Annotated in this window: 18 protein-coding genes; 13 read left to right on the top strand and 5 right to left on the bottom strand. The window is 40.9% G+C overall.

The window, feature by feature from the left end; translation table 11 throughout:
- The first annotated feature begins 15 nt into the window (after nt 1-15).
- Genes tuaD through tuaH form a run of 6 tightly spaced genes read left to right on the top strand, consistent with a single transcriptional unit; the run spans nt 16 to nt 6,425 of the window.
- Complete coding sequence (tuaD, locus tag M3183_RS24105) at nt 16-1,350, top strand: UDP-glucose 6-dehydrogenase TuaD (protein ID WP_251473882.1); 1,335 nt, start codon at nt 16-18, stop codon at nt 1,348-1,350.
- A gap of 11 nt (nt 1,351-1,361) precedes the next feature.
- Complete coding sequence (locus M3183_RS24100) at nt 1,362-2,306, top strand: NAD-dependent epimerase/dehydratase family protein (protein WP_251473833.1); 945 nt, start codon at nt 1,362-1,364, stop codon at nt 2,304-2,306.
- Nucleotides 2,307-2,329: 23 nt separating this feature from the next.
- Complete coding sequence (gene tuaE / locus M3183_RS24095) at nt 2,330-3,802, top strand: teichuronic acid biosynthesis protein TuaE (protein ID WP_251473829.1); 1,473 nt, start codon at nt 2,330-2,332, stop codon at nt 3,800-3,802.
- Nucleotides 3,795-4,478 (top strand): hypothetical protein, encoded by a 684-nt coding sequence (locus M3183_RS24090; protein WP_251473825.1) that lies wholly within the window; start codon nt 3,795-3,797, stop codon nt 4,476-4,478. The genes tuaE and M3183_RS24090 overlap by 8 nt, the downstream gene beginning before the upstream one ends.
- Before the next feature lie 15 nt (nt 4,479-4,493).
- The gene (gene tuaG / locus M3183_RS24085) at nt 4,494-5,252 is read left to right on the top strand and encodes a teichuronic acid biosynthesis protein TuaG (RefSeq protein WP_251473810.1); all 759 of its coding nucleotides are present in this window, start codon (nt 4,494-4,496) and stop codon (nt 5,250-5,252) included.
- Nucleotides 5,253-5,258: 6 nt separating this feature from the next.
- Nucleotides 5,259-6,425, top strand: coding sequence for a teichuronic acid biosynthesis protein TuaH (tuaH, locus tag M3183_RS24080; protein WP_251473808.1), 1,167 nt, complete (start codon nt 5,259-5,261; stop codon nt 6,423-6,425).
- Nucleotides 6,426-6,744: 319 nt separating this feature from the next.
- Here tuaH and M3183_RS24075 read toward each other — a convergent pair whose 3' ends face one another.
- Entirely contained in the window at nt 6,745-6,933 is a 189-nt protein-coding gene (locus M3183_RS24075) for a hypothetical protein (protein ID WP_251473807.1), read from the bottom strand.
- Between the two features lie 226 nt (nt 6,934-7,159).
- Between M3183_RS24075 and M3183_RS24070 the strand changes: the two genes are divergently transcribed.
- From M3183_RS24070 to M3183_RS24055, 4 genes are all read left to right on the top strand, one after another.
- A complete protein-coding gene (locus tag M3183_RS24070) occupies nt 7,160-7,627 on the top strand; it encodes an S-ribosylhomocysteine lyase (protein WP_396953760.1) in 468 nt (155 codons plus the stop codon).
- A 2,178-nt stretch (nt 7,628-9,805) separates the two neighbouring features.
- Nucleotides 9,806-10,645 carry a cupredoxin domain-containing protein gene (locus M3183_RS27365; RefSeq protein ID WP_251473805.1) on the top strand — a complete coding sequence of 280 codons (840 nt, stop codon included), beginning with the start codon at nt 9,806-9,808 and terminating at the stop codon, nt 10,643-10,645.
- 18 nt (nt 10,646-10,663) lie between these two features.
- On the top strand, nt 10,664-12,163 hold the full coding sequence (locus tag M3183_RS24060) for a hypothetical protein (RefSeq protein ID WP_251473804.1): 1,500 nt from the start codon (nt 10,664-10,666) through the stop codon (nt 12,161-12,163).
- Between the two features lie 236 nt (nt 12,164-12,399).
- Entirely contained in the window at nt 12,400-13,410 is a 1,011-nt protein-coding gene (locus M3183_RS24055; RefSeq protein WP_251473802.1) for a serine hydrolase domain-containing protein, read from the top strand.
- A gap of 219 nt (nt 13,411-13,629) precedes the next feature.
- Here the strand turns inward: M3183_RS24055 and M3183_RS24050 are convergent, their stop codons facing one another.
- The 4 genes from M3183_RS24050 to M3183_RS24035 all read right to left on the bottom strand — a co-directional run bounded on the left by M3183_RS24050 (nt 13,630) and on the right by M3183_RS24035 (nt 18,796).
- Nucleotides 13,630-13,992, bottom strand: a complete 363-nt coding sequence (locus M3183_RS24050; RefSeq protein WP_251473801.1) for a DUF779 domain-containing protein — start codon at nt 13,990-13,992, stop codon at nt 13,630-13,632.
- A gap of 20 nt (nt 13,993-14,012) precedes the next feature.
- Nucleotides 14,013-15,533, bottom strand: coding sequence for an acetaldehyde dehydrogenase ExaC (gene exaC, locus M3183_RS24045; RefSeq protein WP_251473798.1), 1,521 nt, complete (start codon nt 15,531-15,533; stop codon nt 14,013-14,015).
- Nucleotides 15,534-15,692: 159 nt separating this feature from the next.
- Entirely contained in the window at nt 15,693-15,872 is a 180-nt protein-coding gene (locus M3183_RS24040) for an SE1832 family protein (protein ID WP_251473796.1), read from the bottom strand.
- A 1,076-nt stretch (nt 15,873-16,948) separates the two neighbouring features.
- On the bottom strand, nt 16,949-18,796 hold the full coding sequence (locus tag M3183_RS24035; RefSeq protein WP_251473794.1) for a helix-turn-helix domain-containing protein: 1,848 nt from the start codon (nt 18,794-18,796) through the stop codon (nt 16,949-16,951).
- Nucleotides 18,797-19,059: 263 nt separating this feature from the next.
- Between M3183_RS24035 and M3183_RS24030 the strand changes: the two genes are divergently transcribed.
- The 3 genes from M3183_RS24030 (at nt 19,060) to M3183_RS24020 (ending at nt 23,742) form a co-directional block, all read left to right on the top strand.
- A complete protein-coding gene (locus M3183_RS24030; RefSeq protein ID WP_251473792.1) occupies nt 19,060-20,199 on the top strand; it encodes an acyl-CoA dehydrogenase in 1,140 nt (379 codons plus the stop codon).
- Nucleotides 20,200-20,244: 45 nt separating this feature from the next.
- Nucleotides 20,245-22,212 carry an acetate--CoA ligase gene (locus tag M3183_RS24025; RefSeq protein ID WP_251473791.1) on the top strand — a complete coding sequence of 656 codons (1,968 nt, stop codon included), beginning with the start codon at nt 20,245-20,247 and terminating at the stop codon, nt 22,210-22,212.
- Nucleotides 22,213-22,374: 162 nt separating this feature from the next.
- Nucleotides 22,375-23,742 carry an acetyl-CoA carboxylase biotin carboxylase subunit gene (locus M3183_RS24020; RefSeq protein ID WP_251473790.1) on the top strand — a complete coding sequence of 456 codons (1,368 nt, stop codon included), beginning with the start codon at nt 22,375-22,377 and terminating at the stop codon, nt 23,740-23,742.
- The last annotated feature ends 125 nt before the right edge of the window (nt 23,743-23,867 follow it).

The following is a 23,867-nucleotide window of genomic DNA, read 5'->3' as shown; positions in this document are numbered from 1 at the left end:
AAGGGATTGGTTTTGATGAGGAAAATTGCGGTTATTGGGACAGGGTACGTTGGTCTTGTTTCAGGTACTTGTTTTGCGGATACAGGAAACCAGGTGATGTGCTGTGATATCGATCAAGCAAAAATAAACAGCTTAGTACAAGGTATGATTCCAATTTATGAACCAGGTCTAAAAGAGCTTGTTCATAAAAATGTACGAAGAGGAACACTGCAATTTACGTCTAATATTCAACAATCCATTCTTGATGCTGATGTGATTTATATTGCGGTAGGAACTCCTATGACCGCAACAGGGGAAGCCGATTTAACGTATGTGAAACAAGCTGCCAAAACAATTGGTGAAAATTTAAATGGCTATAAAGTAATTGTGACGAAAAGCACGGTCCCTGTTGGAACTGGCAGGATCATTGCTTCCATAATCCGCGAATCTTTGGAAGAGCATCAGACTTTTGATGTAGTATCCAACCCTGAGTTTTTACGGGAAGGATCAGCGGTTAAGGATACGATGAACATGGAGCGTGCGGTTATTGGCGCTACAAGCGAAAAGGCTTTTCAAATCATAGCTGACCTGCATCAGCCGTTTACTTCAAACATTGTCAGAGCTTCATTAGAAACGGCAGAAATTATTAAATATGCGGCAAACGCCTTTTTGGCAACGAAAATTTCCTTCATCAATGATATCGCCAATATTTGTGAACGTGTAGGTGCAGACGTAACCCAAGTATCCAAAGGGGTTGGCATGGACAGCCGGATTGGTCCTAAATTTTTGCAGGCAGGGGTTGGCTTCGGCGGTTCTTGTTTTCCGAAAGATACGGCGGCACTCATGCATATTGCTGAGGATAGCGGCTACGACTTTAAATTAATCAAAGCAGTGATTGAAACCAATGAGCATCAGCGGGTCCGCTTGGTAGAAAAATTGCTCCAGACTTTAGGTTCGTTAAAGGGAAAAACCATCAGCATTTTAGGGTTAGCATTTAAACCAAATACCAATGATATCCGGTCTTCACCGGCATTGGATATTATTCCGTACCTAGCCGAGCAGGGAGCCATTGTCAAGGCCTATGATCCAATTGCCATCGTTGAGACAAAAAAGCAAATTGGTTATCAATGCACCTACACAGAAAATGTTTATGAGGCCATTGCGGGTTCAGATGCCTGCATGATTCTAACCGACTGGCAGGATGTAAAAAAATTGGACTTGGCCAAAGTAAAACAATTAATGAACAAACCGCTGATAGTGGATGGACGGAATCTCTTTGAGTTAGAAAGAATGAGAGAACTTGGTTTTACCTATCTTTCCGTTGGCAGACCGGCTGTCCGAGAAGAAACTATTATTTCAAAGGTCATTTAGGAGGGTTTTCGATGGAAAAAGTAATTGTTACTGGAGGTGCCGGCTTTATTGGCTCTCATATAGTGGAGGAATTGCTTCAAAATAATTATCAAGTTACGGTTATTGATAATTTCTCATCAGGCCGGCGGGCAAACCTCGAGCATTTACCTGTAAAAGTCATTCATCAAGACATTACAGACCCAAGGGTCATTGATTTAATCGTTTCCTTTCATCCGGACTATATTATCCATCAAGCTGCTCAGGTAAGTGTAGCTGAATCGGTGAAAGATCTGCTATTTGATGAAAGTGTAAATATACGGGGGTCACTCCATGTTTTGAAAGCAGCCATAAAATGTAAGGTTAAGCGATTTGTGTTTGCTTCATCGGCTGCCGTTTATGGAAATCCAGATACCCTGCCAATAACCGTACATCACCCTGTACATCCGGAATCTCCATATGGCTTATCGAAGTCAGCGGTGGAAAATTATTTACAAATATCCAGTAAGCTTTATCACCTTCCATATAGCATTTTACGTTATAGCAATGTGTACGGACCAAGGCAGGATGCAAAAGGAGAGGGTGGCGTGGTGGCCATTTTTTCAGACCTTCTGGCAGAGAATAAAGCACCTGTCATTTTTGGGGACGGAGAGCAAACGAGAGATTTCATATTTGTTAGGGATGTAGCAGCTGCAAATGTGAAGGCACTAAAAACGAAGGAAAATATTATTGCTCATGTTTCCTCAGGATCTAGAATCTCAATCAATCAACTAGTTGAAATGATGAGGACGGCTTCGGGGGCTAGTATACTCCCCATCTACAAGCAGGAGCGTTTAGGTGATATCAGACACAGCATTCTGGTCAATGATGAAACAAAATTACTGCTGGATTGGGAGCCGTCAACTGAGTTGTTTGAGGGATTACAAGAGACGCTCCGTTTTGCTTATAAGGCTAAACAATTGCAGCTATTAAACTTTTAGGCAGCAAAGGAGCAGGAAGAGTAATGCATAGTAATTTACTGGTAAAACAAGCAGCAAGTATATCAGCATTTTTCTTAGCAGTGTTTACCATTGCCTGTTCACTAGTTGGATTGGAAAAGGGAGCAGTGATATTTCTCGGATTGTTAGCAGTTCCGGTCGTGATGGTTTTAATTAAAATTACTTTTTATCCTAAACCGCTATATCCGGCCTTCATGTACATACTTGTTATGACAACATTTCTTAATCAGTCACTTTTAAGTATAGACGTCGGTTTTTTTCATTTATTCTTGTATCGAATTGTGCTTATAGTAACGGCGGTCTTTTTTATCTCCCATGTCATGGCAGAAAGGAATCTCTCTCATTATTGGAATCAAACCAATGTAAAAGGGGTTCTTCTCTTTCTGTTATTCTGGCTTGTCTATGGGTTCCTATCATTGCTTTGGGCAAAGTCAATGATCGAGGGAGTGAAAGCATTATTCCTTTTAGGACTGGGTATTCTGTTTGTTTTCTTGGCAGTCTTCACATTTAAGAAAATGACCGATTTGTTTTGTTTTTATGGAATTTGGCTGTTGATGACCATTATTTTACTGGCGATGGGCTTGATCAATCATTTTACTGGTATTCAGCTTCCAACCTCAACCCTTTATGGAGCTGCAGAATATAAACGGTTTTATCCAACCGCTGTATTCTTTAATCAAAATGATTTAGCCGTATTTCTTACCATTTCGTTCTTTTTTTACATAGCCTTAACTAAAAACAGCAGACAAGTATGGCTGCAAACAGTTAGTCTGCTGCTTGCTTGTTTTTGTGTGGTGACCATATATTGGACAGAATCACGTGCCAGCCTGTTGGGAATCGGAGCGGGGCTGCTTACTTATTTTTTTATCCTTCTTCCGAAGTTTCTAAAGAAGATAACAGCAATAGCTGGGACAGCTTCGCTTTTATTTGTCCTTATGGCTTTTAGCGGCAAGATTTTTAATAAGATTACGAGTTTGATAAATGCTTCAGACACGTATTGGGGGAATGAGGTACTTCCTTCCAATTTAGCAAGAATCAACTTACTGAAAAATACCATTCATTATTTCGCTGATACATTTGGCTTTGGAGTTGGAGCTGGTAATATCCCATTTTACTTAAAAAATGAGCCGATTTATGCGACTAACCATGTAGTGGAGGTACATAATTGGCTGGCAGAAATAATGGGCAATTATGGGATTTTGATTTTACTTGGTTATGTGACCATGTATGCTTTTCTATTCTTTAGGCTCTATCAATTTTACCAATGGCAAATCAGCCAAAAATATAAAGTATTGCTGGAAGCTGGCATGATGGGGATGGCAGGCTTCCTTGTTTCTAGTATCAGTCCAAGTTCGGTTAGCAATTTATTCTTTCATTGGGTGTTTTTAGGTTTTATCATTTCGATGGTTTCTGTGTTTGCTGGGACCGAACATGAACTTCGAGAAATTCCTGCTAAGGAGAAGGTTTCGAATGCTTGAAATTCAAAGGATAAAAGATAGAAGTAAGAAGTACTCTTTATTACTAATCGCTTTTACCGTTCTGCTTGGTGCTTGCGGATGGCTTCTCCCAGTGGGCAAAGAGGAATCGAGTGTTACGGCAGAAGCCGTTATTACTCTTGGAAACTATGGCTCTCAGGAACTTAATAATCCAAAACGAGTCACGGTTCTGCTGACAACAGCTCCTTTTTATGAAACCCATTTAGCTAGTCTATGGGAGGAAAAGCAAGATGAAATAATGACCAAATTACAGGTGAGTACAGCAGCGGATAACATGATTAAACTAACCTATACAGGCGATACAGAGGAAAATGCAGCGATGGTGCTGGGTGAGATTACAAACGCGTTTATCGATATTGACAAAGAGAGGTATCAACAAAAAAAGAGAATTATAGAAGAATCGATTCAACAACTGGAAAAAGATGAAGCAGTACCCGAGGCGAAAGTAGAGCAGGAGCGCTTCTTATATGAACTAGAGACAACATTATATGACCTAAAGCCTGCCTCGGTGTTAAAACCGGCAGATAAGGAAGATGTAACGACAGAAAACCGGGCTTTTGGTTCAAAGGAAAGGGCCGTTTTAGGAATAGTATTGGGCATCACTTTAAGTTTTTTATGGATTTTCATTCCGGTGATTTTTCGAGAGCAGTCAAAATAATAGGAGGTATTGTTTATGAGTTCACATGAGCCATTGATCTCCATTATAACCCCTTCATATAATGCCAGTTTGTTTATTGAGGAGACAATTGAATCGGTTAAGAAGCAAACCTTTAAAGATTGGGAAATGGTGATTGTAGATGACTGCTCTACGGATGAGACGCCAGCCATCTTAAAACGTTATGAACAGGAAAATGACAGAATCCGTGTTGTTTATTTAGAACGTAATAGCGGTGCAGCTGTCGCCCGAAACGAGGCATTGAAACAGGCGAAGGGCAGATTTGTAGCTTTTCTTGACAGCGATGACTGCTGGAAACCGGACAAATTAGAAAAGCAGCTAAACTTCATGCTTTCGAATAACTATGCCTTTACATTTACTGGTTATGAAATAATCTCAAATGATGGTGAACCGCTGAATAAGCAGGTCGCGGCACCAACGATGATTTCCTATAACGATATGTTGAAAAATACCATTATCGGCTGCTTGACTGTCATGATTGACCGCTATAAAACAGGACCTATTCAAATGCCCAACATCCGAACGCGGCAGGATCTAGCCACATGGCTCGCCATTTTAAAAAAGGGCATCCCGGCATATGGATTGAATGAGATTTTGGCTGAATATCGGATTGGAAACCCATCGATTTCTAAAAACAAGTGGAAAGCCGCAAAGATGAACTGGTTTGTTTATCGGAAGGTTGAAAAATTAAATGTATTGAAAGCGTGTTGGTGTTTTTCACATTATGCTTTTAATGCCGTTGTAAAGAGAATATGAAAGAGGATGGTACAAATGAAGAATGTGCATGTCATAGTGGCGACAGGGGAATGGGAGCAGGACCAGCTTCGTTATCGAAGACATAGGCTGGCAGAATTTTTACAGCGCCATCCTGATACCAAGGAAGTCATTTGGCTTTGTCCGACACCGGCAAAAGAAGGAGAATCTTTTAAAAGATTGAGGAATGGAATTGCCCAATGGACTGTCCCAGATTTGTTTCCTCAAAAAGCATTCCGCTTTGGCCGCTATATCGATGGATTTTATAAGAAGAAAGTCCGTCCATTTCTGTCCTATTTACAGCCATTCCAGGGGGAGTATACATTACAGTTGTGGTATACCTTTCCTGGATTTCCTTTGCTTGCAGAGCTTTTTCCATGGACTAAGGTTATTTATGACTGCAGCGATTTATGGGCATCACCAATGAGTGGGAAGCAATCCATTCAGGCTGCCGCAAGAAGGAATATCATCTCAAAGGCAGAGGACCGAATTATTCAGCGTGCGGATGTAATCTTTTGTACTTCCGATTATTTAAGAACAAGAATTGAGGAAAAGACAGGGACAAAAGGGAATGTTTTTACCTTTGAAAATGGGGTAGAATTTGAACTATTTACAAATTCGCAGCTTAAAAAAGAGGATGTTCTCCCTGCTGGCTTTCATGGTACTGTTTTAGGATTTATCGGGGGAATCAAACCAAAACTCGATTTTGAACTCATTCAAGAAGCGGCAAGGAAGAAACCGGAATGGCTGTTTCTGTTCGTGGGACCAGATGGGACGAATGATCATCCTGCATTTAAACAATTATTAAGGGAAAATAATGTAGTGTGGACGGGAAGTGTTGCTCCTTCCGAAGTCCCTAAATATATGAATGTAATTGATATCGGGATTATGCCCTATAAGGCATCACAATATAATCAAGCGGTCTTTCCATTAAAGTTATTTGAATTTTTGGCTGCGGGTAAATCGGTAGTAGGTCTGCATTTGCCTTCAACGAGAAAATATGCAAAGGAATCAGTTTATACTTATTTAGACAGTGAAAATTCAGATCAATTTATCCGTGCATGCGAACATTTAGAGGGGAGTAAAAATCAAGAAGACTGGATACGAGAACGAAAAAAATTGGCTAAATCAAAAAACTGGAGCGAAGTATTTGCGGAGATGCTTAATTTAGTTTAGACAGGGTTCAAATGGAATCAGCAGGAAAAAGCGAAATTCAGGGGAACTTTTCTGAATCAGATTTGGGCTTGAAAAAGGAGTAATAAAAAATTTTCATGAAGGACACAGAAAGAAACCATAGGACAAGAAAATTTAAAATAGTATCCATATAAATAATCCCCCAATTCAAAGTTTTAATGAAAAGGAATGTATCAATTCCTGTTAATTTTAGTATATCCAGCTTTTACTAAGGATAAATGAATCAGGTGTAAATATTTTGTAAATATGGGAATTTTGTTAAAATTAAAAAGGAACCGGGAAATCCAGGCTCCTTATTCAATCAGATGGTTTCCATCAGTATTTTCTCTTTTTCCATCTCCATTGCCGTAACAATATAGGCAAATCCATTCATCAAAAAATAAATAACATTGGACTGCACTCGTTCAGTTTCTCCTAAGTAAGTATTTATGATAATGAAAGCTGAATATAAAATAACAAAGAATAAAGCAATTTTATTAAAAATAGCCACTATGGCATCCCCCTTAGTCAGCACTCTTTCTTCTTATCATATTTTCTTGATGTCATTCTTATGCAAGCAATAAGCAAATGGGGAAAAAGCCAGGGGCCAAGAGGCCAAATTTGATAAAAACGCCTAATCAGAAAACCATGAAATTTCTACCTTAGAAAAAAAGAAGCTATGAGTGTACAATAGAAACATGGGTTTGTAATAGTCATTAATTTTGAGATTAGGAGTGATGGAAATGACAAAGAAAATGAATGTAGAAAGTTTTAACCTTGATCATACAAAAGTAAAAGCACCGTTTGTCCGTTTAGCAGGAGTGAAAGAGGGGAAGAACGGGGATGTTATTCATAAATATGATGTCCGTTTCAAGCAGCCAAATAAAGAACATATGGAAATGCCGGCACTTCATTCGCTTGAGCACTTAATGGCTGAAACTATCCGAAACCATTCTGATCATATCGTAGACGTAAGTCCAATGGGATGCCAAACAGGCTTTTATTTAACAGTCATTAATCATGACAATTATGATGAAATTTTAGATATACTTGAAAAAACATTAAATGATGTATTGGCAGCAACAGAAGTGCCAGCCTGCAATGAAGTACAATGCGGCTGGGCAGCAAGTCACAGCCTGGAAGGCGCCCAAGAACTTGCAAAACAAATGCTCTCCAAACGCAGCGAATGGGCAGAAATCTTTTAAAATGGGCTGCAGCCCCTCATAAGATGTTTATAGTACCCGGCCCATAAAAAGGCCGGGTTTTATACATTATGTGAGGATCAAGGAGCACGGTTCTTGAGGAATAACGATTGGATGCGCACTTAACGGATGTTCATGGTACACGATTCTGAGAAAAAACGATTGTGCCGCGCAGTATAAGAGGATTATGATGCACGGGACGCGAGAAAAACGAACAACCGCGCACTAAGAGAAGTTCATAGAGCGCGGTACACAAGAAAAAGCGGCCACCCGCGCACTAAGAGAAGATCATGGAGCGCGGTACACGAGAAAAAACGGCCCACCACGCACTAAGAGAGGATCATGGTACGAGATACTCGAGAAAAAACGATTGCCCGCGCACTAAGAGAGGATTATGGTACGCGATACTCGAGAAAAAACGATTGCCCGCGCACTAAGAGAAGTTTATGGAGCGCGGTACACGAAAAAAAACGAACGCTCGCGCACTAAGAAAGGTTCATAGAGCGCGGTACACGAGAAAAAGCGGCCACCCGCGCACTAAGAGAGGTTCATAGAGCGCGGTACACGAGAAAAAGCGGCCACCCGCGCACTAAGAGAGGATCATGGTACGAGATACTCGAGAAAAAACGATTGCCCGCGCACTAAGAGAAGTTTATGGAGCGCGGTACACGGGAAAAAGCGGCCACCCGCGCACTAAGAGAAGTTCATAGAGCGCGGTACGCGAGAAAAAAGGAACGCCCGCGCACTAAGAGAGGTTCATAGAGCGCGGTACGCGGGAAAAAGCGGCCACCCGCGCACTAAGAGAAGTTCATGGAGCGCGGTAAACGAGAAAAAGCGGCCACCCGCGCACTAAGAGAGGATCATGGTACGCGATACTCGAGAAAAAACGATTGCCCGCGCACTAAGAGAGGATTATGGTACGCGATACTCGAGAAAAAACGATTGCCCGCGTACTAAGAGAGGATCATGGTACGCGATACTCGAGAAAAAACGATTGCCCGCGCACTAAGAGAAGTTTATGGAGCGCGGTACACGAGAAAAAACGGCCACCCGCGCACTAAGAGAGGATCATGGAGCGCGGTACACAAGAAAAAGCGGCCACCCGCGCACTAAGAGAAGTTCATAGAGCGCGGTACACAAGAAAAAGCGGCCACCCGCGCACTAAGAGAAGATCATGGAGCGCGGTACACGAGAAAAAGCGGCCACCCGCGCACTAAGAGAAGTTCATAGAGCGCGGTACGCGAGAAAAAAGGAACGCCCGCGCACTAAGAGAGGTTCATAGAGCGCGGTACACGAGAAAAAACGGCCACCCGCGCACTAAGAGAAGATCATGGAGCGCGGTACACAAGAAAAAGCGGCCACCCGCGCACTAAGAGAAGTTCATAGAGCGCGGTACACGAGAAAAAGCGGCCACCCGCGCACTAAGAGAGGTTCATAGAGCGCGGTACACGAGAAAAAGCGGCCACCCGCGCACTAAGAGAAGTTCATGGAGCGCGGTACGCGGGAAAAAGCGGCCACCCGCGCACTAAGAGAAGATCATGGAGCGCGGTACGCGGGAAAAAGCGGCCACCCGCGCACTAAGAGAGGTTCATAGAGCGCGGTACACGAGAAAAAGCGGCCACCCGCGCACTAAGAGAGGATCATGGTACGCGATACTTGAGAAAAAACGATTGCCCGCGCACTATAAGAGCATCATGGTCCGCGGTACTCAAGAAAAAAACGAACGCCCGCGTACTATAATGAAAAGACACATAGTACTCGATATCATCACTCATCGACATTTATCAGTATGTGTGGACATTTAACTTAATAATGAATTGCGCTGGGTAATTCCGTTTTTTGGATATTGCCTAGCGTTTTTTTTATTTCACCTTTTATCTTCCATGCTAATTATTTAGAAAAACTCATCAAATAAATGAAGTTAGTCGGTTGAGGAAAATACCTGAAATGAATTTGGATGTATTAAAATCATCGACGCTAATAATCCATTTTGCCTATGACTATAGTATTCTTCTGTGTAAAATATACAGAATTTTTAAAAACATAAGATGAAAGTACTACTTTAGCATTACAAAGATTATAAATGTTATAGGAGTAAAGTGGCAGATTGATTGTTTATCTACATAAAAAGGAGGACAGAAGGCCGTATTTATCTTAAAGGTTAACAAGGGGGAGAGAAAAGTGATAAAGAAAAAAAGATCCGTTTTATTAGGTTTATTATTAAGTAGTGCCTTAATTGTTGGGGCCTGCAGCAGCCAAGAAACAAGCAGTACTGCGAAAAAGACTGCTAATACGGAAGCAAAGGAAGCAAAGAGCAATCTGTTAATGGTTTCAGGTGATACGGTGTCTGAACAAGGCGGATGTGTACTTGCGAGCCGTTTTGCTGCCGGAGATAAAATTGTTTTCCGAATGAATGCAACAGACCCGAATTCGAATAAGCAGGTGGAGGGCGCTAAGTTAAAACTGCACTTGTCAACAGGTGAGGAATTAGACATGAAATATGGGGAGCACCCCCCAGGAGGAGACGTTAAATTCTGGACAGTTGCGTATCCGGTAACGGAAAAAACACCTACCGGAACATTGGAATATTACGTGACCGCAGAGGATGGAAATAGAAAAGGAGAATTCCGACCATTTAATGTGGCTCCATCGTTGTTAACTATTGTCGATTCAAAAGCAAAAGGAGCACAGGCTCAACCACAGGAAGAGAAGAAAGAGGAAGCTAAAGCAGCAGATACCGCCAATATCAAGACAAATCAAAACGTTGATATTGTGGCTTCTAATTTTAAGTTTAATGAAGATAAGTATTATGTGAAAGCAAGGCAGGAAGTTACATTAAAATTAACTTCTAAAGAAGGTTCACATGGCGTCATGATTGAGGGATTAAATGTGTCACTTAATAAACCAAATGGAACAGTGAAATTTACACCGGATAAACCTGGTGAATATAAAATTCACTGCAGTGTTTTTTGTGGTTCAGGACATGGTGAAATGACAGCAGCTCTAGTGGTCGTAGAATAGAAGGGCAGGGAAACCGATTTGATTTTCAAACAATGTAAGAAAGCCATTGCTATTCTGACGATGGCTGCGCTAGGAGTCGGATTAACCGCCTGTGGGAATGACATGCCCAAGTCTGAGTCTAAGGTGGTAAAATCAGTTAAAGCATCCACAAATGGAGAGAAAAAAGCAGCAATTAAAAATAACATCAAACTGTCAAGTATCAGGGGGAAGATACGCGATACAATTGAATTTAATGTAAACCAGCTGGTGCCCAGCAAAAAAGTGCAGCTGGTTTGGGCGACAGCAGAGGGAAAATATGATATTAAAGGTGTTTACGAAGTGATTGGACCAATATTCACTGAAAAGGAAATTCCCTTGGTTGAGGGGAAAAGTGATGCCAACGGGGAGTGGAAGGGTTCTTTCAAAATTCCTGAAGGCTTTGGCGGCGATCATACAGTATATGTGATTTCGGATGGAACGAAAATTGGCCAGACAGGTTTTACAGTAGATCCGACTTTTACCATGTCTCCAGAGTCCGGAGCCCCAGGCACTGAGATTACCGTAAAAGTAGAAGGTTTAGGCTGGAGCACCTATATGCGCAACTGGCAGTTAACCTATGATAATAAGTATACCGGTCTGATTACAGCTATTTCTACAAATGGAACTGCAGAAGCTAAATTTCGCGCAGCAGGACCGCCGGGTGAGCATGCTGTCAGAATAAGAACCGGGTATCTTGGAATGCAATATATCAACTATAAACAATCACCATACCCTGATAAACCTGCACCAGACTTTATGTTTGAAGTAACAGATGAAAAGCCGATCGTTAAAGATTATGTAGAGCCGGCTCCGAAAGCAGCGAATGGCGGTGTAAAAATGCCGGAGCTTAAAAATAAAGCGGGTGTCGAAATTCAATTGGATAAGACTGAAGGAACAGTCGGAACCCCTGTTCAAATAAAGGCTTCAGGACTGCCGAAAAACCAAAGTATCGATATGATTTGGAATACAATGAAGGGAAGCCGGGTTTCAGGGCTTGGATTTGCAGAACATTCCTCTAAACTTGGGACCGTTAAAACGGACTCAAAAGGAAATGTTACCTATGAATTCACGATTCCAGATGATCTTGGAGGAATTCCTCATCGGATTGATTTAAAGTCAGGGGATGAAGTATATGGTCAAGGCTATTTGCGAATACTGCCATCCATCGCAAATATTTCTCCAAAGTCGGGACCAGTTGGAACTAATATTCAAATTACAATCAAAGGCGGCGGCTGGACAGAATTTGATAATGCTTATTATTTGACCTATGATAATGCCTACACCGGCTATTTGTGTGCATTTAATAGTCAGGGGGATTTAACATTTGATGTAGTTGCAACAGGAGAACCCGGATATCACATCATTGATTTATATCCAGGCATTTATAAGCAAAAAGAAAAAGAAACAGATATGACCCTAATTCCTCAGCTGACTTATTCAACTGATCACCCAGGGTCAGCCATGCCGGCAATCCGGTTAGGATTTGAAATTACTAAGTAATGAAAAGTGTCAGGACCTTGTCAACTTCACAGGGTTTCTGGCACTTTTTATTACCATGATACCGTCACATTCCCATATCTTTACATCAAGGTTTTTGATAGATTCTTAGCTTTGCGACTATCATAAAATAGGTGAAGGTTCTTGCCTTCAAGAGTAACCAAATATAGTAAACTTTTAAGAAAATTAATGGCAATCTTGAATACATTAAAAAAATATTCTCAGGGGGGAGAATAAATATGTTTGAAGTAAGTGATAAAACATTACGATTAATTAAAAAGACCTGTAAAGGAAAAAAACATGTAAAGTTAACTATTGGTTATTTAACAGGCAATGATTCTGGGATAAAAATTTATAATGTAAATGGAGAACTTGATTCATATAAAAAATATCATTATGAGATTGGCTCTATTACCAAAACTTTTACTACATCTTTATTGTCAAAATATTTAATGGAAAACAAGATGTCATTAAACGATTCAATACAAAGTTATATGGAAGAACTTAAAACAGACCAGTATTATCCTACATTGCTCCGTCTTGCTACTCACTCTTCTGGATATTCAGAAACACTGCCATTAAATAAACGGGAATATTTCAAAATTACTTTAGGCTTAATAAGCGGCGGTGGTGATATGAATAAAAATAATCCCTTAAAGATGGAGTTTAACAAAATGATAATGCTTATTGAAAGAAACAAGTTGAGGGACACGGATTATTCATGGAAATATTCAAATTTTGGTATGTCACTTATTGGGTATGGGCTTGGGATTGTATCAGGCAAAGGATATTGGGACACGATGAATGATTTTTTGCAAAATGAACTTGGACTAAACGATACATATTTAGGAACATCAGACAATAACTTACATGGTTATGACAAAAATAATCATGATTGCGGCAACTGGAAATGGAACCAAACTAATCTTTTATCACCTGCAGGGGCAATAAGTTCAACGGCTGAGGATCTGCTGCAATATGCAAAAATAAATATTTACGAAGATAAACCATATCTATCTCTTTGTCATAAAAAGCATGGAAATGGAAAAAAGAAGTATAATATGGGTCTTGGATGGTGGCTTTTAAAGAAAAATAATAATGTCATTTGGCATAGCGGCGGGACAGGATGCTTTAGTTCATTTTTAGGAATAGATAAAGAAAAAAAGGCCGCCGCTGTAGTTCTAGCTAATTATAGATTAGGACTAAATGACGATCAAAACATAGGATTTTCCTTATTAGAAGGTTTATAAATATTATTATGAATTGCAGCATATGAACACCAATGTTTTCTCAATGCCCCAAACTTCCTTTTTGAAAAAGTCATTCACACACATCTTGGTTTGGTCATTACCTGCAAATTATTTGATATATCAATATAAATAAAGGGTATAGAATCGTTTCGGTTCTATACCCTTTTGTGTCATTAATCTGCAGCGAATGCCATACTATTCAGGACAGTCCCTTTATTTTTAAAGAAGTGTTTTCACTTCTTCATATTCCTCATTTGTGAAAACACGTGATTGTGTAATGAAATGTTGTTCTTCGATACTATCAAGTGAGAATTCCGCCCCAGGACCTGTTGCTGCATCGATAATTAACTGCGTATGTTTCCAATACTCATATTGACTTTTATGCATATAGAAGGGAACACTGCCAAGGGAACCTAGATATACATCTGAATCCCCAATTCGGAAATCTCCCTCTCTGTAGCACATCGGAACAGAGCCATCACAGCAGCCGCCGGATTGGTACAGCATGATAGAACCATGAATATTTTTCATGTGCTCTATTAAGGATAGCGCTGTATCTGTTGCTACAACACGTTCGACCATTTTTTAACCCTTCTTTCGATTTAGAAGAATCCTTGGGCTTTGCGATCATAGCTGACTAACAAACATTTTGTTTGTTGATAGTGTTCTAGCATCATAGCATGGTTTTCACGGCCGATACCTGACATTTTATATCCGCCAAAGGCTGCTCCTGCAGGATATTGGTGATAAGTGTTAGTCCAAACACGGCCAGCTTGAATACCGCGGCCTGCACGATAAGCAATATCGCCGCTTCTTGACCATACGCCGGCACCTAAGCCGTAAAGGGTATCATTAGCAATTTCCATCGCTTCGTCGAAATCTTTAAATGTTGTAACCGCAAGTACTGGGCCAAAGATTTCTTCTTGGAAGATACGCATTTTATTGTTGCCTTTAAATACAGTTGGTTCGATATAGTTGCCATTTTCAAGTGCGCCGCCAAGATGGTTTACATTTCCGCCAATTAATAGGTCGGCGCCTTCTTCTTTACCAAGCTGGATGTAAGATAAGATTTTATCTTTTTGCTGCTGCGAAGCCTGCGCACCCATCATGACTTCTGTATCAAGAGGGTTACCGACTTTAATCGCCTTCACTCTTTCTAATGCACGTTCAATAAATTTATCGTAAATGGATTCTTGGATTAGAGCACGAGAAGGGCATGTACAAATTTCACCAGAGTTTAGGGCGAACATGACAAAACCTTCAATAGCTTTATCTAAAAATTCATCATCTTTATCCATAACATCCTCAAAGAAGACGTTAGGTGATTTACCGCCAAGCTCAAGGGTAACAGGAATAATGTTCTCTGTTGCATATTGCATAATTTGACGGCCGACAGCAGTAGAACCAGTAAAGGCAACTTTTGCAATCCTTGGATTCGTTGCAAGCGGCTTACCAACTTCAACGCCGTAACCGTTAACAATATTTAGGACACCGGCTGGAAGTAAATCTTGAATTAATTCCATTACGACTAAAATAGATACTGGAGTTTGTTCAGCAGGTTTTAAGACGATACAGTTACCTGCAGCAAGTGCTGGGGCAATTTTCCATACTGCCATTAGAATTGGGAAGTTCCATGGAATAATTTGACCGACAACACCAAGCGGTTCATGGAAGTGGTAGGCGACCGTATCATTGTCTAATTGAGTTGTCCGTCCTTCTTGTGCACGAATGGCTCCGGCAAAATAGCGGAAGTGGTCGATTGCTAAAGGAATGTCAGCATTCAATGTTTCACGTACAGCTTTCCCGTTATCCCATGTTTCAGCTACTGCAATCATTTCTAAGTTTTCTTCTAAACGATCAGCAATTTTATTTAAAATTAAGGCACGTTCAGTTGTGGAAGTTTTACCCCATGCATCTTTTGCAGCATGAGCAGCATCTAATGCAAGTTCAATATCTTCTGCAGAAGAACGAGCTGCTTTAGTAAAAACTTCCCCTGTGACTGGTGATTTATTATCAAAGTATTGGCCTTTTACCGGTGCAACCCATTTGCCGCCGATAAAGTTGTCATATTTCTCTTTAAATTGAATAACGGCTCCATCGGTATTAGGATTAGCGTAAATCATATTGAATCTCTCCCCTGTTGTTATGTAAAACACACCAAATTGATTCCGCTTACAAAATATGAATGGGAATCATTATCAGTATGTCCCCAAAGCTTATGTTCCTCCTATTTTTAAAAAAAGGCAAGAAATATGCTTTTTATACAATGGGGCTCATCATGGTTACAATGCCTTTTTCAACGCTTCATTAAGGGAGCGGAGTTCTTCTTCCATTTCCGTCAGCTGCTTTTCCAAAGGAGAAATATTGCCATTGACACTTTCCATCTTTTCCAAGTCATTCTGCAGGCGGATATAATCCATTTTTAATTCCCGGATTTTATACTCAATATCTTTTTTATTCATGTAATGACCCCTTTTCTAAAATAAGAATTATTATACCATATGGGACGGTGTGAGCTTAATCTTTCAAGGGCTGTCTAGGAAAAAAAGGTTTTGGGAAAGACCGCAGCATATGAAAAAATGCATGTATGGTCAAAGGAAGAGTTTTGGTTTGACCGTCAAACAGGAAAAAACGTATTTTCGGTCAAAGGAGGAGCCCTGGATTGACCGCCAATCAAGAAAAACGGCATTTGCGGTCAAAGGAGGAGCCCTGGATTGACCGCCGATCAAGAAAAACGGCATGTACGGTCAATGGGAAAGCCCTGGATTGACCGCAAACCAAGAAAAACTGTATTTACGGTCAATGGGACTGTCCTGGATTGACCGCCAATCAAGAAAAACAGCATGTACGGTCAATGGGAAAGTCCTGGATTGACCGCAAACCAAGAAAAACTGCATTTGCGGTCAAAGGAGGAGCCCTGGATTGACCGCCGATCAAGAAAAACGGCATGTACGGTCAATGGGAAAGTCCTGGATTGACCGCAAACCAAGAAAAACTGTATTTACGGTCAAAGGAGAAGTCCTGGATTGACCGCAAACCAAGAAAAACTGTATTTACGGTCAAAGGAGAAGTCCTGGATTGACCGCAAACCAAGAAAAACTGTATGTACGGTCAATGGGAAAGTCCTGGATTGACCGCCGATCAAGAAAAACGGCATGTACGGTCAATGGGAAAGCCCTGGATTGACCGCAAACCAAGAAAAACAGCAAGTACGGTCAATGGGAAAGTCCTGGATTGACCGCAAACCAAGAAAAACTGCATTTGCGGTCAAAGGAGGAGTCCTGGATTGACCGCAAACCAAGAAAAACTGTATGTACGGTCAATGGGAGAGTCCTGGATTGACCGCAAACCACGAAAAAACGTATCTGCGGTCAAAGGAGATCCCCTGGATTGACCGCCGATTAAGAAAAACAGCATGTACAGTCAATGAAGGAAGCCAAGATTAACCACAATATCAAGCCCCCCCATTTACAGGTCAATAGAAACAGCTTGTACTGCCCAAATGCGAACCAGATACAGAGCCAATAAATATAAATCATCATTGCGATGAGGTCTTGGATCTATTTAACGGCAATGTCTCCTTATTTTTAATATATTGATAAATATTGCATGCTAAAAGAATATTGAACAACTGCTGACTGTCCGAAAAGTCTGTTAAGAGAATCTCACTAATCCGCTTTAATCGATAGTTTAAGGTGTTTGTATGGATATGCAGGGAAGCAGCAGTTTTCTTGATATTTTGATTTTGTTCGAAATACGCGATTAAGGTACTCAATAGTTCTCCTTTTCGAGATTGTTCATATTCAATCAGGGGACCTAAAACTTCCTGGATAAAATCGATTAGTTCTTCCTCTGAGTTTTGCAAAATAAACCGTTGTACCCCAAGGTCTGTATAGCAAAGGACAGGATGCTCAAATTGATAGTTTTTTAGAAATTTGATACATTTAATTGCCTCTTTAAAGGATTGATGGACATAAAGCAGCCCAGGCTTCATTCTTCCAATGCCAATGGATAAATCCATCTCTTGATATTTTAATTGAATCCGATTCAGTAACATTTTTGCGAGTTCTTTTGTTTCAGCAATAATACTGGATGAAGATAATTTGGGGTGATAGGAAAGAAGGGCGACGATTTGATTTTCATTCATGACCGCCATCCCCTGCAAATTTCTTTCTTGCAATAATCGATTAGTCATATGGAGTAAATTTCTAGAGGTGCTATTGTCAACAGACTTTTGTCCATTTGGCTGATTTACAGCATTTATAATAAAAGCAACATAATTCCTGTTAGGGTCGAAATGTAAATTTTTTGCCTTTGAAATTAACGTTTCATCCATCTGTCCTGAAAAAAGCTTTGTGACGAATTCCCCTCTTAATCGCTGCTGTGTTTCGATGACTGCCTGTTCTTTTACCAGTTCAAGGGAGATAATGGTACAGGCATGTTCAAGGGCTGAAATATCTAATTCTCCCATTTTCTGTTTGGATAGAATCATCAAAACACCTAAAGATTTTAATTTGGAGCCGAGAAATAAAATAATTAATTGGTAGTTTTCTCCGCCTAATGTAATATCGGAAACGGTTCGTGAACTTTCAAGTAAGGGGATAACCTGCCTGGCATATTGCTTAAAATATTCGGTCATTTCCTCTGTAAAGGAGGACAGGCCAGCTGAACATATTGGTACTCCAATATCATCGAAGAGAAAAATGTGCTGTCCAATTTTTTTATGGATATATTCCATAATGGATTGGATACCCGCTCCATTGACCACAAGGTTTGCTAAATTTCTATGAGTTTCCAGCGACTGAGAAAGTTTGTGTACCGTTTTTTCCTTCTCACGGTAAAGGGTAGATCTTTCAAGGGCAATGGCTGCTTGGTGGCAAATTGCTTCTAATAGATGAATATCCTCCTGCTTAAAATGCAGCGATTTTTCAAAAGCATCTAAGGTGATAACACCGATACATTCTCCTTTTTGTAAAATGGGGGAAGAAATGACTGATGTGAATTGAATGTTGTTTGGTATGGACCGCTCCAATAAATCCCGATTAAATGGAGTTAATGCAGCCAAGGCTTGTTTAATTTCTGCATCGTTCCGAAATTCAAGACATTTTGCCGCAGCAAAAGTCATTCCGGTCATGGACTCGCCGCTATGAAGTTTTATGGATTTAAAGATATGCGGATAAAATAGCCCCTGAGCTGACTTTGCAATTAAACGATCCTGCTGTTTGTCAAAAACCCAAATGGATCCGCCTCCGCCGGCTTCAACGACGGAAATTGCTTCATTTAGGATGGTATCAAAAATAGTGTCAATATCTAATGAGGAATTAATGACGTTTGAAACATGGATTAAGGACTTTAATTGTCGATGTGTTAATGTATCTTGCATCATTCATCATCCCAACTCATAAAATTTAATTGTTTACAAGTTTTTGTGTAAAAGTCACAAATTTTTCCTAAAATTATTCAGAGAAATGAACATAGAATTATATTTTCTAACAGTTATAATTATAAGAAAGTTCCAAAAATAATGGAAGAGGGACTTGGTTAGGGATTTTTGTCTTCCAGTTAAGCAGGCCTATTGCCAAATGAGAGGAAAAAGGAAGTTTTTTGTCAAAATTAGTCAGAATATTAGGAAAGTAAGGTGCCTTAGTGATGAATTTTGATTTAACAAAAGAACAAGAGATGATTCGTAAGTTACTTCGAGAATTTGCTGAAGCAGAGGTGGCCCCTGGAGCAGATGAGCGGGACCGTACAGGGGAATTCCCCAGGGAAGTCTTTTCGAAACTGGGTGAGCTGGGGATTATGGGTCTGCCTTTCCCGGAGCAATATGGCGGCGGTGATGCAGACACAATTAGTTTTGCTATCGTGACGGAAGAGCTTAGCCGTGTTTGCGCATCAACAGGAATTACATATTCTGCTCATATTTCATTAGGCGGTGCACCTCTTCATTTATTTGGGACCCACGAACAAAAAGAAAAATACTTAACCCCAATTTGTACTGGAGAGTCCCTTGGGGCATTTGGTTTGACTGAACCGAATGCGGGATCCGATGCCGGCGGAACACAGACAACTGCTGTGCTGGATGGAGACGAATGGGTCATTAATGGATCAAAATGCTTTATCACCAATGCAAGCTATGCCAAACATCTTGCCGTCACAGCTGTAACAGATAAATCTAAAGGTATTAACGGCATCAGTGCTTTTATCGTTCCAACGGATGCACCGGGATTTACGGTACTTAGCAATTATGAAAAAATGGGTCTCCATGCGTCCAATACAACTGAATTAATATTTGAAAATGTAAGGGTTTCCAAGGATAGTCTGCTTGGCAAAGAGGGAAATGGCTACAAACAATTTTTAGCTACCCTTGATGGCGGAAGAATTGGCATTGGGGCTATGGCTGTCGGGATTGCACAAGGGGCATTTGAAAAATCCCTTCAGTATGCAAAGGAAAGGAAGCAGTTTGGAAAAAGTATATCAAACTTCCAGGCTATCCAATTTAAATTGGCTGATATGGCGATGAATATTGAATTGGCCCGGAATATGGTTTATAAGGCTGCCTGGTTAAAAGACAAAGGCCGTTCATTTAAAAAAGAAGCAGCATACGCTAAATTATTTGCTTCTGAAATTTGTATGCGTGTATGCGATCAAGCCGTTCAAATTCATGGCGGATATGGATATATGAAGGAATATCAAGTAGAGAGATTTTTCCGCGATGCTAAGCTTTTGGAAATTGGCGAAGGTACATCTGAAGTCCAGAGGATGGTCATTGCAAAACAACTTGGGTGCTAACTAGTTTTACTAGAATGAATAAAAATTGATAAAAGGAGCCGTTATATGGATTTAAATGGAATTTTAAAAGTCGTTTCAGAAAGCAAACTCGTTTTCCCGAGCGAAGAAAAAGTACGCTCTACCTCTATTGGGAGTACTGAAAAATTTCAACAACTTTTGAAACAATCCCAAGAAGATCCGGCAGCCTTTTGGGATCAAGCCGCCCGTGAACTTATGTGGTATGAACCATGGAATGAAACTCTTAGCGGGCAGCTCCCCGATTTTCGCTTTTTTGCAGGCGGTATTAGTAACCCAAGTATTAATTTGCTCGACCGGCACGTAAAGAATGGTGCCGGCAACAGGACAGCCCTCATTTGGGAAGGTGAAAATGGCGAAACCAAATTTTACACCTATAATATGCTTCTGGCGGAAGTCAATCGATTTTCAAATGTTCTTCGGTCATTTGGTGTAAAAAAAGGCGATGGTGTGGCTATTTTTCTTCCGAATCTTGCGGAGGCCTTTATTGCGGTTTTAGCCTGTTTCCGTATTGGTGCAGTTTATAATACAGTCTTCGCAGGCTATTCCGAAAAATCGCTGACAGATCGACTTATCAACTTTGAACCGAAAGTAGTGGTGACGGCGGATGCAACCGTCCGCCGGGGGAAAGTTATTCGTTTAAAAGAAAAGGTTGATCATGTTGCACCGGTCATCTCTTCTATTGAGGCCGTAATTGTGGTCAACCGTTTAGGCACGGAGGTTGAAATGACAGCGGGCCGGGATTACTGGTGGCATGAAGAGACTAAAAAGGCAAGTATCATTTGTGAACCTGAAAGACTGGAAGCTAACGCGAGCGGAATCGTGTTTTATACCAGCGGCACGACCGGAAAGCCTAAAGGCGTCGTGCATTCCGGGATGGCTTTTGTGATTCAAAATTACATTTATGCAAAGTATCATATGGATCACCATGATGATGATGTTTTCTGGTGTACAGCTGATATCGGCTGGCTGACGATGCATATTTGGGGAATTACCGGTGCCTTAGCAAATGGTGTTACAACCGTTGTTTTGGAAGGAGCCATTGATTATCCATCAAAAGATCGTTTTTATCAAATCATTGAAAAATATCGGGTGAATAAATTATTTACTGCTCCTACTGCTTTAAGAATGTTGAAGAGTATGGGGGAAAAACCATTAGAGCAATATGATTTATCGTGCCTTGACGTTATTTCACTTGTCGGAGAACCTTTTGATCCTGAAACATGGAATTGGACATATGAAGTATTAGGAAAGAAAAACGTATATATCAATAATACATGGGGGCAGACCGAAACGGCGGGCTCTCCTATAGCCGGGGCTGCATGGCTGACACCAATGAAACCGGGAGCTGCAGGTATTCCATTTTTAGGTGCTGTTTTTGATGTAGTGGATGCTGAAGGCCATTCGGTTAAACCATGCCAGCTGGGTAATTTGGTTATACGAAGACCATTTCCAATGCTGTGCCGCACACTATGGAAAGAACCAGAGCGCTATTTTGCCTCCTATTTTAGCCAAGTGGAGGGCTGTTATTATGCCAGCGATTTAGCACTAATTGATGAAGATGGATATATATGGGTGGTTGGACGTTCTGATGATGCCTTTAATGTAGCAGGCCACCGATTAAGTACGATGGAAATGGAAAGTGCTGTACTTGAGGTCGAGGGTGTTTCCGAATGTGCCATCATTGGGATTCCTGATGAAATCAAAGGAGAAGTTCCACTAGTATTTGTCCGCCTGGCAGACAATTTTGAAGGTATCGCAGAATTAGAACAACGGATTAATGATAATATTGTCCAGCAAATTGGGAAAATTGCTCTTCCAAAAACGATTATTTTTGCAGATATGCTGCCAAAAACGGTCAGCGGAAAAATTATGCGCCGTTTATTAAAGGAAATCGTTGTAACGGGAAATGTCAGCGGTGATATAACCGGGCTGGAAGACCCTGCTACAGTCGTCGAAATCCAAGAGAAAGTTGCCAATCATAAAACGGTTAAATAATGTTTGACTAGGGCCAGTCATTTGTTCGGCAAATGACTGCTGCCGCCTTCTTTCCAACGGCCGCTATGAGATTGACAGGAAAAAGATTTACATATCTTTAAATACTAGATTAGTAAAAAAAGAGGAAAACTGAATCCATAATTTATAGAAAGGGTGGAAAGCATGTTCAAAAAGGTGTTAGTCGCTAATCGTGGTGAAATTGCAGTCCGCATCATGCGGACATGTAAAGCATTAGGGATTCATACGATTGGAGTATACTCCGAAGCCGATGCAGATGCTCCCCATGTAAAAATGGCAGATCAGGCACATTTAATTGGAAGTCCCCGCGTAGCAGAAAGCTATTTAAACATCGATAAAATCTTAGAAGTCGCCCGTTTGTCAAAGGCAGAGGCCATCCATCCCGGCTATGGACTGCTTTCCGAGAATGCAGAATTTGCCCGCCGTTGTGAAGAAGAGGGACTAATCTTCATCGGACCATCACCAGAGGTTATTTCCAAAATGGGCAGCAAGATTGAATCCCGTAAAGCAATGGAAGAGGCAGGTGTTCCGGTTGTTCCGGGTATTACTTATCCGCTTACAGATGCGGAGGAGGCAGTAGAAGCTGCGGACAGAATTGGTTATCCAGTAATGCTAAAAGCCTCTGCCGGCGGAGGCGGAATTGGAATGCAGCTGGTTCAAAATGGAGATGAAATCCGCAAAGCGTTCGCAGGGAACCAAAAAAGGGCTACTGATTTCTTTGGCGACGGGGCTATGTACGTTGAAAAATATGTAGAAAATCCAAGGCATATTGAGATTCAAGTTTTGGCAGATGGATTTGGAAATACCGTGTTTCTATGGGAACGGGAATGTTCCATTCAGCGGCGGCACCAAAAAGTCGTGGAGGAAGCACCGTCCACATTTATAACGGAACTCACCCGTCAAAAAATGGGGGATGCAGCCGTCAAAGCAGCTAAATCTATTGGGTATAAAAACGCCGGTACCATTGAATTTCTGGTAGATGAGCAGCAAAACTTCTACTTCCTTGAAATGAATACGCGTTTGCAGGTCGAACATCCGGTTACAGAAGAAATTACCGGGTTGGATCTGGTGAAGGAACAGTTGCAAATTGCTGCAGGTGAAGCACTAAGTTTTTCACAAGAAGAGGTAAAACGTGACGGTCACGCGATTGAAGTAAGAATTTACGCAGAAGACCCCAAAACATTTTTCCCTTCTCCAGGGAAAATCACAAATTTAGAACTGCCAGAGGGACCGGGTGTCCGGCATGAGCTGGCGATTCACGGGAATTCCAGCGTTACCCCTTTTTATGACCCGATGATTGCCAAACTGGTGGTAAAAGGCAGTAATCGGGATGAAGCCATTGACCGATTGCAAAGGGCATTAGCCAATTACCAAATAGAAGGCATTAAAACAAATATTCCGATGCTGCAAGAGGTCATTTCCCATCAGGCATTCCGTTCCGGTGATACAACCACAAACTTTGTATCAAAGTATTTAAAACCATTAAAAAAAGCCAAAAACATTAAAAAATAGGAGCATTCCTGTTAGAAGGATTTTCGGGGACTTGAACAAAAAGGAGCCCTCTTGGTATGATACGGGGTGTCAAATCGTGGCGAGATGACCCCTAACTTAGTTAACCAAGGAGGACTCCAATAATG

The organism is Neobacillus mesonae (assembly GCF_023715155.1).
Lineage (GTDB): Bacteria > Bacillota > Bacilli > Bacillales > Cytobacillaceae > Neobacillus > Neobacillus mesonae_A.
This window is presented reverse-complemented; position numbering and strand designations above follow the sequence as displayed.

Coding starts and splice junctions, on each gene's coding strand:
- tuaD (WP_251473882.1), top strand. CDS start 16: ATGAGGAAAATTGCGGTTATTGGGACAGGGTACGTTGGTCTTGTTTCA.
- M3183_RS24100 (WP_251473833.1), top strand. CDS start 1,362: ATGGAAAAAGTAATTGTTACTGGAGGTGCCGGCTTTATTGGCTCTCAT.
- tuaE (WP_251473829.1), top strand. CDS start 2,330: ATGCATAGTAATTTACTGGTAAAACAAGCAGCAAGTATATCAGCATTT.
- M3183_RS24090 (WP_251473825.1), top strand. CDS start 3,795: ATGCTTGAAATTCAAAGGATAAAAGATAGAAGTAAGAAGTACTCTTTA.
- tuaG (WP_251473810.1), top strand. CDS start 4,494: ATGAGTTCACATGAGCCATTGATCTCCATTATAACCCCTTCATATAAT.
- tuaH (WP_251473808.1), top strand. CDS start 5,259: ATGGTACAAATGAAGAATGTGCATGTCATAGTGGCGACAGGGGAATGG.
- M3183_RS24070 (WP_396953760.1), top strand. CDS start 7,160: ATGGAAATGACAAAGAAAATGAATGTAGAAAGTTTTAACCTTGATCAT.
- M3183_RS24055 (WP_251473802.1), top strand. CDS start 12,400: ATGTTTGAAGTAAGTGATAAAACATTACGATTAATTAAAAAGACCTGT.
- M3183_RS24050 (WP_251473801.1), bottom strand. CDS start 13,992: ATGGTCGAACGTGTTGTAGCAACAGATACAGCGCTATCCTTAATAGAG.
- exaC (WP_251473798.1), bottom strand. CDS start 15,533: ATGATTTACGCTAATCCTAATACCGATGGAGCCGTTATTCAATTTAAA.
- M3183_RS24040 (WP_251473796.1), bottom strand. CDS start 15,872: ATGAATAAAAAAGATATTGAGTATAAAATCCGGGAATTAAAAATGGAT.
- M3183_RS24035 (WP_251473794.1), bottom strand. CDS start 18,796: ATGATGCAAGATACATTAACACATCGACAATTAAAGTCCTTAATCCAT.
- M3183_RS24030 (WP_251473792.1), top strand. CDS start 19,060: ATGAATTTTGATTTAACAAAAGAACAAGAGATGATTCGTAAGTTACTT.
- M3183_RS24025 (WP_251473791.1), top strand. CDS start 20,245: ATGGATTTAAATGGAATTTTAAAAGTCGTTTCAGAAAGCAAACTCGTT.
- M3183_RS24020 (WP_251473790.1), top strand. CDS start 22,375: ATGTTCAAAAAGGTGTTAGTCGCTAATCGTGGTGAAATTGCAGTCCGC.